14 protein-coding genes are annotated in these 13,515 nt (G+C 35.7%); 2 read left to right on the forward strand and 12 right to left on the reverse strand.

Features of this window, described 5'->3' with window-relative positions; translation table 11 throughout:
* Positions 1-41 precede the first annotated feature (41 nt).
* Positions 42-1,919, forward strand: coding sequence for a molecular chaperone HtpG (gene htpG / locus SCI76_RS01940; protein ID WP_063247978.1), 1,878 nt, complete (start codon positions 42-44; stop codon positions 1,917-1,919).
* Between the two features lie 30 nt (positions 1,920-1,949).
* Here htpG and SCI76_RS01945 read toward each other — a convergent pair whose 3' ends face one another.
* The 6 genes from SCI76_RS01945 to SCI76_RS01970 all read right to left on the reverse strand — a co-directional run bounded on the left by SCI76_RS01945 (position 1,950) and on the right by SCI76_RS01970 (position 7,709).
* The gene (locus tag SCI76_RS01945; protein ID WP_048020863.1) at positions 1,950-2,510 is read right to left on the reverse strand and encodes a hypothetical protein; all 561 of its coding nucleotides are present in this window, start codon (positions 2,508-2,510) and stop codon (positions 1,950-1,952) included.
* Between the two features lie 55 nt (positions 2,511-2,565).
* Positions 2,566-3,372 carry a DUF817 domain-containing protein gene (locus SCI76_RS01950; protein WP_168760784.1) on the reverse strand — a complete coding sequence of 269 codons (807 nt, stop codon included), beginning with the start codon at positions 3,370-3,372 and terminating at the stop codon, positions 2,566-2,568.
* Positions 3,373-3,519: 147 nt separating this feature from the next.
* Positions 3,520-4,956, reverse strand: coding sequence for a 4-hydroxyphenylacetate 3-monooxygenase, oxygenase component (gene hpaB, locus SCI76_RS01955; protein ID WP_063247980.1), 1,437 nt, complete (start codon positions 4,954-4,956; stop codon positions 3,520-3,522).
* A 141-nt stretch (positions 4,957-5,097) separates the two neighbouring features.
* Entirely contained in the window at positions 5,098-5,460 is a 363-nt protein-coding gene (locus tag SCI76_RS01960) for a group 1 truncated hemoglobin (protein ID WP_080968656.1), read from the reverse strand.
* A 221-nt stretch (positions 5,461-5,681) separates the two neighbouring features.
* On the reverse strand, positions 5,682-6,539 hold the full coding sequence (locus SCI76_RS01965; protein ID WP_034266244.1) for an SMP-30/gluconolactonase/LRE family protein: 858 nt from the start codon (positions 6,537-6,539) through the stop codon (positions 5,682-5,684).
* 201 nt (positions 6,540-6,740) lie between these two features.
* A complete protein-coding gene (locus tag SCI76_RS01970) occupies positions 6,741-7,709 on the reverse strand; it encodes a rhodanese-related sulfurtransferase (RefSeq protein ID WP_033579013.1) in 969 nt (322 codons plus the stop codon).
* A gap of 334 nt (positions 7,710-8,043) precedes the next feature.
* On the opposite strand from SCI76_RS01970, the gene SCI76_RS01975 reads away from it, so the two are divergent.
* A complete protein-coding gene (locus SCI76_RS01975; protein ID WP_230683506.1) occupies positions 8,044-8,847 on the forward strand; it encodes an alpha/beta fold hydrolase in 804 nt (267 codons plus the stop codon).
* A 165-nt stretch (positions 8,848-9,012) separates the two neighbouring features.
* Here the strand turns inward: SCI76_RS01975 and SCI76_RS01980 are convergent, their stop codons facing one another.
* From SCI76_RS01980 to SCI76_RS02005, 6 genes are all read right to left on the reverse strand, one after another.
* Positions 9,013-9,882 (reverse strand): N-acetyltransferase, encoded by an 870-nt coding sequence (locus SCI76_RS01980; RefSeq protein WP_063247982.1) that lies wholly within the window; start codon positions 9,880-9,882, stop codon positions 9,013-9,015.
* Positions 9,883-10,007: 125 nt separating this feature from the next.
* Positions 10,008-10,796, reverse strand: a complete 789-nt coding sequence (locus SCI76_RS01985; protein ID WP_048020870.1) for an MBL fold metallo-hydrolase — start codon at positions 10,794-10,796, stop codon at positions 10,008-10,010.
* Between the two features lie 184 nt (positions 10,797-10,980).
* Entirely contained in the window at positions 10,981-11,316 is a 336-nt protein-coding gene (locus SCI76_RS01990; RefSeq protein WP_407544995.1) for an ArsR/SmtB family transcription factor, read from the reverse strand.
* The gene (locus SCI76_RS01995; protein ID WP_063247983.1) at positions 11,317-11,745 is read right to left on the reverse strand and encodes an SRPBCC domain-containing protein; all 429 of its coding nucleotides are present in this window, start codon (positions 11,743-11,745) and stop codon (positions 11,317-11,319) included.
* 188 nt (positions 11,746-11,933) lie between these two features.
* Positions 11,934-12,953: an STAS domain-containing protein gene (locus tag SCI76_RS02000; protein WP_034266230.1), complete on the reverse strand. Its 1,020-nt coding sequence runs from the start codon at positions 12,951-12,953 to the stop codon at positions 11,934-11,936.
* A 200-nt stretch (positions 12,954-13,153) separates the two neighbouring features.
* Positions 13,154-13,318, reverse strand: coding sequence for a hypothetical protein (locus SCI76_RS02005; RefSeq protein WP_165573448.1), 165 nt, complete (start codon positions 13,316-13,318; stop codon positions 13,154-13,156).
* Positions 13,319-13,515 lie beyond the last annotated feature (197 nt).

The following is a 13,515-nucleotide window of genomic DNA, read 5'->3' on the forward strand; positions in this document are numbered from 1 at the left end:
CTAATTATTTTATAAGCCCTATTTGGAAAGGAGAACTTCTTATGTCAAAAAAAGAATTCAAAGCCGAATCAAAGCGATTATTAGAGATGATGATTAATTCCATCTATTCTCAAAAAGAAGTATTTTTGAGAGAACTTCTATCAAATTCAAGCGATGCAATCGATAAAATTTATTACAAAGCCTTAACAGACGACTCCTTGCGTTTTAACAAAGAAAGCTATTACATAAAAGTAACACCAGATAAAACTAACCGTACCTTAACCATTACAGATACTGGGATTGGCATGACGCAAGAAGAGCTTGAAAGCAGCTTGGGCACAATTGCGCGAAGCGGTTCCCTTGCGTTTAAAAATGAAAATGAAACAAAGGACGGACACACGATTATTGGCCAATTCGGCGTTGGGTTTTACGCAGCGTTTATGGTGGCAGATGTCGTAACGGTGATTAGTAAAGCGTTAGGCAGCAATGAAGCCTATAAATGGGAATCTACTGGTGCTGATGGTTATACAATCGAACCTTGCGAAAAAGAAACGGTTGGAACTCAAATCATTTTAAAAATCAAAGAAAATACAGAAGATGAAACATATGATGAGTATCTAGAAGAGTATCGTTTAAAAGAGATCATTAAAAAGTATTCAGACTTTATCCGCTACCCAATTAAAATGGACATAACGGAAAAACGTCCTAAAGAAGGTTCTGATAACGAGCTAGAAGATTATACAGAAGAGCAAGTTATCAACAGTATGGTACCGATCTGGAAGAAAAATAAAAATGAATTGACTTCAGAAGACTATGAGCAATTTTATTCAGAAAAGCGCTACGGGTTTGATAAACCGCTCACTCACCTTCACATTAATGTGGATGGAACGATTCGCTACAATGCTATTTTATTTATTCCAGAAAATAGTCCGTTTGATTACTACTCAAAAGAATTTGAAAAAGGACTTGAACTGTATTCAAACGGCGTATTAATTATGAATAAATGCGCAGATCTTCTTCCAGACTACTTTAGCTTCGTGAAAGGTATGGTAGATTCTGAAGATTTATCTCTTAATATTTCGCGTGAAATCTTACAGCAAGATCGCCAGCTTCAGCTGATTGCCAAAAACATCGGCAAGAAAATCAAAAATGAGTTAAAAAGTTTGCTTAAAAACGAACGTGAAAAGTACGAGAAGTTTTATGAATCATTTGGCCGTCAGCTAAAATACGGCGTTTACAGTGACTTTGGCAGCAACAAAGATGTATTAAAAGACCTGCTTTTATTCTATTCTTCTACAGAGAAAAAGCTCGTAACACTAGACGAGTATGTATCACGCATGCCTGAGGATCAAAAGTATATCTATTATGCATCAGGAGAATCGTACGACCGCATTGAAAAGCTTCCTCAAGCAGAATTAGTTGCAGATAAAGGGTACGAAATTCTGTATTTTACAGAAGATATCGATGAATTTGCGATTAAAATGTTAATGACGTACAAAGAAAAAGAATTTAAGTCTGTTTCAAGTAGTGACTTAGGGATTGAAGCAGAAGAAGAACAGCTCAATGAGTCTGAGGAAAAAGAGAATAAAGAGCTATTTGACTATATGAAAAAAGCTTTGGCGGGAAAAGTAGGAGATGTGCGCGCGTCTAAACGTTTAAAAACACACCCCGTTTGCTTATCAGCTGATGGTGAAGTAACGATTGAAATGGAGAAAATTTTAAGTGCTATGCCTGATAATCAGCATGTAAAAGCAGAAAAAGTTTTAGAAATTAACGTAAATCATGATGTATTCGCTTCTTTAAAAGATGCATTTGAAAATGACAAAGAGAAACTAGACCTTTATACAAATTTATTATATAACCAAGCTCTTTTAATTGAAGGCTTATCTATTAGTGATCCCGTTGAATTCACAAATGATATTTGTAAAATCATGATATAAAAATCAGGCGCAGAATCATTCTGCGCCTGATTATATGTATGGCATAATAAAAGTAGTTATATAGTAAGAAGCGATAAAAATGGGTACGGGCAGTTCTTCTGTTACTCTTATTGAGTGTTTTCCTTGTTTAAAATGAAAAAGGTCTGATTTAAACTCCGCGACTTTTTCTCTTTTTTGATTAAAAATACACGCTTCCTCTACGGCTTCATGACTGCTTAACATGTAGACGTTATTTCCCCATCTAATTTCTTGTGCTCCTTCGTTTTTAATTATTCCTTTACCTAATAAATCCCCTATTATTTTTCCATTTTCTTTTATCACCCACCGGTGTTTTTTCACGTGATCAATAAACACCGTTCTTCCTTCCCATTGAACTTGTACATGTACCTTTAAGCCGCAGGAAAAGATAGGAAACCAAGAAATAGAATCTAACACTGGAAGTCCATCACGAGTTAAAAAATCAATACTTTTAGTCCACATGTTTTTATGCACTCTCTTAAGTTGTCCGACATTTTCTCCATTTTCATTTGTAACTGCTACGGTCTTTCCCGCTGATTTAAAATAGGGAAGATAAAAGATATATTCTTGCATATAAGCCTCCAAAGATTCTGTACCTTATATTAACAGCATGTACATAGTTATGTTTCTATCTTTCATATATTTCGTTTGTTTCTTTTGATTTCTTACTTTGTTTAAATTGATTTTGATTTTCTTTTAAATGCTTTAGTAAAGCAACAATCAAGAAACTAACAATCACAAGAAGAAGCCAAGAGCTAATTTTACTTATATGAACCATTGTCCACTGCTGCTGTTGATCTGGATACTGCCATGCTCCGAAAAATGTTGCGATATTTTCAGCGATCCAAATGAAAAAGCCAATCAGTACAAAAGACAATACTAAAGGCATGCGATATGTACGTTTGTTAACCGTAAAATATACAAAAGTTCGATAAAAAATAAGTAAAGTAAAAAGTTTTAAAAACCAGCGGAAGTCGTAAATAAAATGATGCGTGAAAAAATTAAGGTAAATAGCCATACTTAGTATACTGACAATCCACGTAGAAGGCCAATTCGTAAGCTTTAATTCAAGCCTTCTCCACACTTGGCACATGTAGCTGGCTACACTAGCATACATAAATCCGCTGTACAGCGGAACTCCCCAGACTTTAGTGAAAGCTTTTTCCGGATAGCTCCATGAGCCCATATGAACTTTGTAGAGTTCTAACGCTAGTCCAATTAAATGAAATACTGCAATGACTTTTACTTCATCAAGCGTTTCTCGTTTAAACATCACCATTAAAACTTGAGTTCCTAGACAGACTAATAAAATAAGGTCATATCTAGAAATGAACGGTACTTCAATTATTTTTGTCATGGCCAATGTAAGAAAAATAATAACAGGAAAAACACAAGATTTTGCTTGTTCTAAACCAAAATAGATTAATTGCTTCATTGTAACATCCTATCTTTATAGTATTCTTTAGTGTGTTCACAGAATGATTCCCTGAAAATTATTGCAGATTTTTCAAATTTATTCAATAAGCATCTCCGCTGTTTTTGCAACTAAACTATCATATCCAGCGGAGATTCGTTTTCTCCGTTAACTTTTCAAAAAATCGGTTACTCTCTGCACATAGCGCTCTTTATCGTAAGATAAGTACAGATAACTGGTTAACTGTACAGGCTCTCCAAAGAAAAAACGTTCATACAGTGTTTCCCTTGTGCCAAACGGACTCATCGTTAAATCCCATGCAAGTCGAAAAAGCTTAATTCGATCTTCTGCACCTCTCGATTTAGCTTGCAAATAACGCGTAATATCTTCTTTAACCAACGAGCGGCACGTATTTTCCGTTGGTATTGCCATTAGTCCGCTTGCACCTAAAAGCTGGATAATCTCTGTAAAGGTAGGATATGTTTTTGAAAATATATTTGCGGCAATACGAAGTGTAGTTTCATTCGGACGCATGTATCCCCATGTATCAATCTCCGCTTCTTCTTCTGCTTTCATCACGAGAGCTTTCATCGTTTCTAACGCAATAATAAGCTCTGTTGCTTTTTCTCGTACATGCGGATAGTCTATAATGTTAATGGTTTCAATCAGAGATTGTACAATCCCTAATACAAACTCTGTTTTGACAATTCTCCTTGAAGTTACTTGATGCAGTGCAAAAGCTGAGAAGGAACTAGAAGCAAGGAATGTATTTGATACGTCTACATTTTCATAGAAAAACACGCGGTTCCACGGTACTAATACATGGTCAAAGACAACAATTGTATCCATTTCTTCAAATCTAGAACTTAATGGATAATCAAACGTCGAATCTTTTCCTGCAAATGATTCTCTACAAATAAATTTAATTCCTTTTGTATTACTTGGAATCGAAAAAGCAAATCCTTTTTCTTTTCCTTGAATGCCCGCTGAAGACAGTACGAGCAGCTCATCCGTCATGCCGCCCTGTGTAGCAAGCAGTTTCGCACCTTGGATAACGATTCCCTCATTGTTTTTATCAACTATTTTTGCTGCTATCGGTTCATCGTTTTGCTCGTAATAAAATTGGATTCGATTGACTTGAGGATCGATGAATGTATGAGTGAGCGATAAATCGTGCTCTCTCACATATTCATAATAAGAAATGATGTTTTCAGGAAAGCAATTTTCTTCTCCTCTCAGGAGTTCTGCAGAGGATGCAAAAGCCATCAATACGGTATTCATATAATCTGGACTTCTCCCCATCATACCGTGAGTTAAGCGAGCCCACTCCTGAGTCATCTCTCGTCTCTTTTTTAACTCTTCTTTTGTTGTAGGCTGTAAATAAGATGTACCAAAAAAATCCTCGGAATCCGGAGATTGGTATGTCATGATATCTTTAATTTTTTTATCATGCTGAAGATCATAAAGTTTAGCTTGACTGTTAATGGCTCCTTTAAAAGCCGGATGTTCTGATATATTGCCTGTTACGAGTTTGCCATCAACCCATACATTTGCTTTTAATTGATTGATTCTCTCTACGTATTGCTTCCCATTAATTGCTGACATACTCCCACTCCCAGACTTTCAATAAATATTTTCACCTATTGCATTTTTATCATATTACGATGTCTTTTCCATGTTTCCTTCATACATCACAGCTTTGCGCATAAAAAAAAGAAGGTCACAATAACCTTCTTTTTTTATGATTTATTTATATTGAATATCATTTCTTAGGGATTCAACTTTACTTAATGCTTGGTCAATATCAGGCTCTTCAACATTAAAGTGAGCAAGTGCATCGTGAAGATGCTTAGCAATTGCATTAAAATGTTCGGGCTGAATATTCATATTTGCATGCGCTTTAGCCATCGACTTTCCTGAATATTGATTCGGTCCACCTAAGGCAAAGCTTATAAACTTAGCTTGATGTCGACGTTGTTTATCCATATCCGTGTGCTCGAAAAAGTGACTAACTGTTTCGTCTTTTAAAACAAGCTCAGAATAAAAATAGTCTACTACTTTTTCAATCGCTTCTTGTCCGCCCACTTTTTCATACAATGTTTGTTTCAAAACAATTCCTCCTTTTGTACCTTTAACCATTATTACCCAATACAAGTATTCATATTCTTTGAAAGGCTTCTTTATGGGAATTCGTTATCGTCATGTTTTATTCCTCTTCCTCATAATGAATAAAATGTAAAGGGAATGAACGCAGTGCAAAGGAGTTGTAGAAACTGCATTTAATATCTATCGTTACTGGTCTGAATCATTACATTTTGATAAGTGCTGGTCTAATATACGTAAGTATAAGCCGGTAAGCCTTTTACTCCTACTCGGCATGAAAAAAGAGAGCCGGCAGCTTCTTCGTATTTTTCTTCTTCCTTAGCTGTGGTGATAAATAAAGTTTGTAAATCGTCTCCTCCAAATGTACAGCAGGTTACATTGGAAACAGGAAGATGAATAGATTCTATAATTTCTCCTTTCTCTGGATCTACACAAATAACTTTCGAACCTCCCCAAAGCGCTACCCACAGTCGGTCGTGCTCATCAATTGTCATTCCATCAGGAAACCCGTCTATATCTGAAAGGTCAATCACCACTTTTTCATCTTCGAGCCTTGTTGTTTCTTTAGAAAATGAATAAGACATAATTTTATTTTTTGGGGAATCAACCAGAAAGAATTTGTCTCCTGTTCGATTCCAAGCTAGCCCGTTTGACACGCTTAATCCTTCTTTAGCACTCTTAATTACACCTTTTTCATCTACTACGTACAGCTGGGCTTTTCCTTCTTCATCTTCTTCACTCATCGTGCCAATCCAAAAGCGATTATATGGATCACATTTCCCGTCATTAAAACGCATGTTTTTTTCAAGAGTATCTAAACGGATATACTCTTCATGATTCTTTTTGTTTTTATCCACTAAAAGCAGCTGATTACGAGTGGAGACGACCAATTTTGAATGATTGGTTGTAGAAACGCTTGTAACAACTGAAGGAAGATCCATATCTTCTAATGTTGTCGTTTTTGGATCGTACGTAAGAAGTTTTTTATCTAAAATGTCTACTAGCACTAATCTTTGATTTTCTTCATCCCATAGGGGTCCTTCCAGTAAACGTCCATCGTACTTTTTTTCAATTTTCGCTTCCATTTTCATGCTCCTTTATTGTTTTTATGTACAACCGTTTTTTAATCGCTTTCTAAAAAATATTCCTTTAAGTATGCAAAACAAAAAACAGGAATATGTTTCCTTTTTATAAATACCCGTTGCATAACCTTCTCTAAACACTAGGTTACAAGAGAATCTTTTCATAAAAAAACAGCACGCTGTATATAGCGTGCTGTTTTTTTATTATAAAGTTACGTGTTCGTTTTCTAACTCTTTAACACGTGCTGCAAATTCTTCCTCTGTTAAACCATGTTCTTTTACATAGCGGTTACGGGGACTTACTCGGCATTCATGTGAACAAGCGCGTAAATATTTGTGTTCGTTTTCTTCAGAAGCTAAGATTTTCTTATTGCATTCTGGGTTTGAGCAGTTAACATAACGTTCGCAAGGCTCGCCGGTAAAGTGATCCTTCCCGACAATCACATGCTCTTTTTGGTTAACTGGTACGCTGATGCGCTCATCAAATACATAGCACTGACCATCCCATAGTTCACCTTGTACTTCCGGATCTTTTCCGTATGTTACAATACCTCCGTGAAGCTGGCTTACATCTTCAAAACCTTCTTCAAGAAGCCATCCAGAGAATTTTTCACAGCGAATACCGCCTGTGCAGTACGTTAAGATTTTTTTATCTTCAAACTGATCTTTGTTGTCGCGAATCCATTCAGGAAGCTCACGGAAGTTTTGAATATCCGGACGAACAGCTCCTCGGAAGTGGCCTAGATCGTATTCATAATCGTTTCGTGCATCGATTACGACCGTATTTTCATCTTGCATCGCTTGATAAAATTCTTTTGGGCTTAAGTAATTACCCGTTACGCGAAGAGGATTCACATCTTCTTCTAATCGAAGAGTTACTAATTCTTTGCGGTGACGCACGTGCATTTTTTTGAACGCATGTTCATCTGCTTCGTCTATTTTAAATACAATACCTTCAAAACGAGGATCATTTTTCATCGTTTCCATGTATTTATCTGTTTGTTCAACTGTTCCTGATACTGTTCCATTGATCCCTTCAGCCGCAATTAAAATGCGTCCTTTTAGTTCAAGCTCTTTACAAAATGCCAAGTGCTGAGCTGTGAACTCTTCAGGATTTTCAATTGGAGTGTACAAATAATATAGTAGTACTTGATATGGTTTTCTTTCAGTCATGTTGCTTCTTCCACCTATCTGTTTATATTTGCAAGATATAATGCATGTAGGTCGGTTATTGTGAACCGAATTGATGGTAACAATTCATTACTTAAAGGTACATTACGACAAAAACAACATCCTTTTTATGAGGATGCTTCTATCTAAAAAGTATTACAGTGAATGATTGTTTCAAAAACATACAGTATTTAAGCCTGTAATAGTATAACATATCAAGGCGAACACTTCTAGGATTTGTTTTTTTATGAACATTTTCTTGCGGAGATACGTTCTACCTGAGCTTTTCTGCGCATACATGATGAGATATGAACCTTTGAGATTGGAGGCGGAAATGATGCCTTTTTATACATTAAAAGACGGTGCAACTTTATACTATGAACAACAAGGGGAAGGAACACCTATTATTTTCATTCACGGAGTTTGGATGAGCAGTCGTTTTTTTCACAACCAGCTTTCTTTTTTTTCGAAACAGTATCAAACTATTCTTTTGGATTTAAGAGGACATGGAAATTCAAGTCATACTCCATATGGTCACACAATTTCCACTTATGCTCGCGATGTGCATGAGTTTATAAATAATAATCGATTAAAAGACGTCATATTAGTAGGCTGGTCGATGGGTGCTTTTGTTGTGTGGGAATATTTGAAACAATTTGGTGAAGAAAATGTAAAAGGGAATATTATTGTAGATGAAATGGCTTCAGACTTTAAATGGTCAGACTTTCCAATCGGTGCATTTGATTTACCTGCCCTTATTTCGCTTATGCAAGGTATTCAGCTTGATCGAACAAGTACATTAGAGAGTTTTATTCCGCTTATGTTTAAGGATGAATTAACTGAAAAAGATAAACATTGGATTATGAAAGAAGTAACGAAAATGCCCGAGTCGATAGCTAGTGCTATTTTGTTTGATCAATCCATTGTGGACTATCGAGAATTCCTCCCGTTTATTACAATTCCTACTTTACTGTGCTTTGGAAAAGAAGAAAAACTCATTCCTGTAGCGGCTGGAAGGCATATTCAAAAGCTGGTTTCAGGTTCTGTACTTGAAGTTTTTGAGAACAGCTGTCACTGCCCTTTTCTCGAAGAAAGCGATCGGTTTAACAAAGTTGTGAGTGATTTTATCGAGCGCATCTAATTTACAACAAAAAAAGAATTGCCTTGTTTCTAACGGATTCGGTTGATAGAAAGAAGCATAAGTTAGAACTACAAATCAGCAATATAAATGGTAAGTAAAAGCGCTCGAAAAAAATCCGAGCGCTTTTACACTTAATGTTCTCCGCCCTCATTGAACTTAACTCTTTTACAGTTTGAGGCGATAACTTATAAGAATATCTCTTGGTTCAAAACCAACTTTCATATATACTCGATTTGCTTGACTATTTGCTCTATCAACGGTTAGTTTAATTTCATTAATTTGTGGAAATGAAAACATCTCTGTTAAAACTTCCTTTAACAACCTCGTTCCTAGACCTTGACTCTGAGCATTTTTTGAAACACCGATATACTCCAATGAAGCCTCTCGCATTTCAGTATCGACTTCAAAGTACGCATAGCCTTGCAACTCATTAGACATATTTTTAAGTATCTTTAACATATTTCTATCGTTAAGTCTCTCAATAATTGTTTTTCCATCATAATAAGTATTTTGAAACATTGCGTTATGCAGCATTTCAAATGCTTGAAAATCACTATGTTTAAATGGCTCGCTTTTCATTTCAATAACTTTATCAAAATTTTGTTCTTTAATTTCTAAGATCAAGTGTTCACCAGTCTTTTTTGCTTTTATTTCATTCATAAATACTTGTTGCAGCTCATTTTCTTCATTGATAAAAAAATGAAATTTTTGAATCAAAGGATTTTCATTAACTAACTGTTTCCATAATTGAGATTGCAAATAAATAGAAGATGTTTTATTAAAAGGTCCCCACACTTCTGCTACCGTTTCTTCGATATCAAATCCAATAGCCGCTAAAATTTCTCCTGTCCTATTTCTAGCGATTAAAAATTTAATATCGCCCTCGTCACTAATAAAAGCTTCTTTTAATGTCTGGTAGATTTCTTCTTCTTTTTCACCACAATAACTAATATGTGATGTTTTCTGACTATTTGTTTCTGATAGAAATCGAGATAACTCACCGAGGTTATTTGCTTTTTCTATAATAGCATCCATAACACTATCCCCTTCTTTAACTCCAATTTAGTGTCGTGTTCGTTCCTACTTCAAGCTATCCCTGCTTATTAACCCCTTTTACCTTCCTAGTTTGAAATTATTATTCTATATAATATTAACTAATCTCAACACAAATAAGGTAATGAAATCTCGCGTCCGTCATAGGCAAAGCTTACGTTTTTATCTAAAAGCATCTCAGCGTGCTTTCTGATATCGATATCATGTGATAAATGAGTAAACACCATGTTTTTTGCCTGTAGCTTCACTTTAATCTCCATTGCCTCTGTCACATCATATACGGATCTTTTTTCTTTTTGAAGATATTCTTTCCAGAAAGATGTACCGAATATCAGTAAATCTAAGTGGTAAAAAGGCTTCCACTGTTCATTTGTCACATTAAAAGAATCGGATACATACGCCCAGCGTTCGCCTTGTTTTTGATGAACCACAATGCCGTAGGAATAACCGTTAAATCCGTGATTTACTTTATGAAACGTAATGGCCGTTTCTTCGCTTTCCCACTTTAACGTGCCATTAAAGGTAAGCCCTTTTCTTTTTGCGAGATAAGGAAATCTTTTGATTAACTCATTGATGACTTCAGGCGCTCCTACGACTTCTGTACTTACATTATTCCAGTAGCATAAGTCGGCTAAATCCCCTAAACCAGCAACATGATCATTGTGAGGATGAGTAATAAACACGGTAGAAGGGATTTTTTTGTTATTGTATAAATGAAATTGATGTTTAAAATCAGGTGATACATCAATCAAACACACGTTACCGTCCAGTGTGAACTGTGCACTAGGTCTTGTGCGCTGATTTAATGGATCTTTTTGCGTGCATACTTTACAGTCACATAATAATCGAGGCACTCCTTGAGCATCGCTCGTCCCATAAAATAAAAGCTTGTTCATTGCTCTGTTTCCCCCTTTTTTTCTTCTAAAGGTCTATCTTTTTATTTTAAGAAATGCCCTATGGTGTTCTGCATCTTTCTTTTATTTGTCCTTCTAGAATAAAACCAGCTTTTATGTAAAACAGCCAGTCTTTTTAACGACTGGCTTTGCTATATTCCTTATAAAAAACGTTTTTATGCTTTTTCTATTGCTTTCTTTCTTCGTCTCTTTCAACAACATGCTGAAGAATAGATAATTTGTTTGTCCAAAATTGTTCGTAGTAAGAAAGCCAATCTTTTATCTCTTTCAAAGGCTCTGGCTGAAGATGATACACTTTTTCTCTGCCTTTTTTTTGTCCATGGACTAGGTCTGCTTCTGAAAGTATATGAAGATGCTTGACAACAGCGGTACGGCTTATTGAAAAATGGGACGTTATTTCTGAAATAGGCAATTCTTTTTCAGAAAGCAGCTCAAGTACTTTTCTTCGAGTAGGATCAGCAATGGCTTGAAAGATATCATGCTTGGCAGCTGATGAAGTCATTTAGTTTTCAACAACCTTTCGAAGTTTTTCATTCACGAGACTAGTCCACCCGTAGCTCATTCTATCTCGTACCACTGAACTCTTTTCGTTTGCTTTTTCAAGAAGTGTTTCAGCTTCTTTCCAGCCGCTATGAATAAGCGTAAATTCAGTTTGATTACCCATTTCTTTTAAGGTAAACGAAACGACCCATCCATCTGTATCCCAAGAGAAAGAAAGATAGTTTGGTGCATCTATTTCTAATACTTTACACGGAGATGGTCCAAAAGGCGATTGCAAATGAAATTCATATCCTACCTGAGGCTGAAAATCATTAGGCATGAACCATTGTTGGAGCCCTTCTGCGGTTGCTACTTTATCCCAAACTTTTTGAATCGGCGCGTTAAATATTATCGTCTGTTTTACATCTTCTACTACACTTTTATCATTCATCGTTGTCTTCATTCTCCTTTTCCAAAAATAACACCAAAAGGTTTTATATAAAAATAATATAACACCTTTTGGTTTCATGTCAATTTTTCTTTCGAAAAATGAAATCCTTCAATACATCTCCGTTCTTTGATAAAGAAATTTGTTATGATGTTGAATGAGTGCATTTTGTTATATTTCAAATATATCTTTTAAACGATGCTTCGTCCGCTTTGTGCCAATGCATAGTGAATACCGTGCTGCAATGTTTGAAAACAATCATATTTTGATAAATCAATATGAGTCTTTGATATAACTAAGCCTAAGTCAGCAGAAATTCCTACTAAAATTGTTTTCGTACCAATCAGGGACGCTGCTGCACCTAATTTTTCAATAAGACTTGCCGTATATTCAGTAAGTTCTTTATCCAATCCGGTTAAATCCAGCACAAGATAATTAGCCTGATGTTTTGGGAGGTTATTTAATGTATTGACAATCAAATCTTCCGTTCGATCCTCGTCGTACTTGCCAATCAAAGGAACGACGACTATGCCTTCCAAAACCGGAATAATAGGAGAAGAAAGCTTTTTAATAAGATCTTTTAACTCTGCTGTTTTTTCTGCTACAATGTTTTGCAAATGTTCTATTTTCTGCGCTTCTTTTCTTCTCGCTAATTGATGAATATTTTGAGTGATATCAATGTTGGAAGGGAAGTATTCTACTGTGGTGCATTCATGCCCTTCTATTTGATGTTGAATCACCTTGTACCAAATGTTTGTTCCGAATAGTCCTGTGAAAATCCCTGCGTAATGGGCCGGAAGAAAATTTCCTCCCTTTGTTTTCTTTTGGGCCACGTTAATTTTATGTTCCCAACTGTCTTTTAATTCAGCAGATAGAGTTTTACTTTCAGGATCTAAATATTTTATAGTAGTTTTTCCCCATCCAGCCGAAGCGTATGTATTTGTAATTAACTCAGCCGCTTCAAAAACCGTTACGCCCTTCATGTTTTGAAAGTACTCTCCTACTACTAATCCTTGTCGAAAACCAGTAGTTTCCAGTACTACCGAAGCTGCCTCTTCTCCAGATATTTCTTCGATTGTGTCAAACAATGTTTTCATCGCCGAAGAAATCCAAAAAAGAATCGCATCTTCTCCTTCAAAGCTAAATTTTCCTTTTTCTAAATCCCAAGCAAAACTAAGACCACCTATATCAATATTCTTTTTTTCACCCATGCCGGAATCTCCTTTTTATATAGTCTCTCTACTATAGTGGTTTTTACGTAAAAGTGAGTATGAATTACCTTGGATGCTGCTTTTTTTAATCTTATCATTATTAGCTCTAAAGGAACAATTCTTTTCAACCTACTGAGCTTGTAATAGTGGTGAAATAAAAAAAGCTTCTATTTTATGAAGAAGCTTTTCGGCTGAATTATTTAGTTTTCCTCATTCCCCTGACAGCTCGGACATTCATAAACGTGCACAAAATAAAGCCCAACATGGTGAAAACGTTTTCCTAAGCAGTCTGGACATGTGCCTGCTTCACGCATTTGTTCGCGTCGTTTTTCTCGCTGATTAGCTAAAAGATTTACAAATTTCATTAAAAAGACCTCCGCATGTTTTTGACTATAGGTTTTCCTAGTAGGAAGCCTTTTATTCGACCCGGTATATTTATCACAGCGCCTTCTTAAGTTTACTTTTAATCATGCTCAAGTTTTCTAATAGCACAAAAAAAGGATAGATAAAGCAGTCTCATGACGCTCATCTATCCTTCATTTTTACTCTATCTAATGCTTAA

The sequence above is a fragment of the Priestia sp. HNGD-A6 genome, assembly GCF_045784335.1.
Classification (GTDB): domain Bacteria; phylum Bacillota; class Bacilli; order Bacillales; family Bacillaceae_H; genus Priestia; species Priestia zanthoxyli.

Bases quoted from the DNA above. Each gene is read 5' to 3' on its own strand.
- htpG (WP_063247978.1), top strand. From the start codon at position 42: ATGTCAAAAAAAGAATTCAAAGCCGAATCAAAGCGATTATTAGAGATG.
- SCI76_RS01945 (WP_048020863.1), bottom strand. From the start codon at position 2,510: ATGCAAGAATATATCTTTTATCTTCCCTATTTTAAATCAGCGGGAAAG.
- SCI76_RS01950 (WP_168760784.1), bottom strand. From the start codon at position 3,372: ATGAAGCAATTAATCTATTTTGGTTTAGAACAAGCAAAATCTTGTGTT.
- hpaB (WP_063247980.1), bottom strand. From the start codon at position 4,956: ATGTCAGCAATTAATGGGAAGCAATACGTAGAGAGAATCAATCAATTA.
- SCI76_RS01965 (WP_034266244.1), bottom strand. From the start codon at position 6,539: ATGGAAGCGAAAATTGAAAAAAAGTACGATGGACGTTTACTGGAAGGA.
- SCI76_RS01970 (WP_033579013.1), bottom strand. From the start codon at position 7,709: ATGACTGAAAGAAAACCATATCAAGTACTACTATATTATTTGTACACT.
- SCI76_RS01975 (WP_230683506.1), top strand. From the start codon at position 8,044: ATGCCTTTTTATACATTAAAAGACGGTGCAACTTTATACTATGAACAA.
- SCI76_RS01980 (WP_063247982.1), bottom strand. From the start codon at position 9,882: ATGGATGCTATTATAGAAAAAGCAAATAACCTCGGTGAGTTATCTCGA.
- SCI76_RS01985 (WP_048020870.1), bottom strand. From the start codon at position 10,796: ATGAACAAGCTTTTATTTTATGGGACGAGCGATGCTCAAGGAGTGCCT.
- SCI76_RS01990 (WP_407544995.1), bottom strand. From the start codon at position 11,316: ATGACTTCATCAGCTGCCAAGCATGATATCTTTCAAGCCATTGCTGAT.
- SCI76_RS01995 (WP_063247983.1), bottom strand. From the start codon at position 11,745: ATGAATGATAAAAGTGTAGTAGAAGATGTAAAACAGACGATAATATTT.
- SCI76_RS02000 (WP_034266230.1), bottom strand. From the start codon at position 12,953: ATGGGTGAAAAAAAGAATATTGATATAGGTGGTCTTAGTTTTGCTTGG.
- SCI76_RS02005 (WP_165573448.1), bottom strand. From the start codon at position 13,318: ATGAAATTTGTAAATCTTTTAGCTAATCAGCGAGAAAAACGACGCGAA.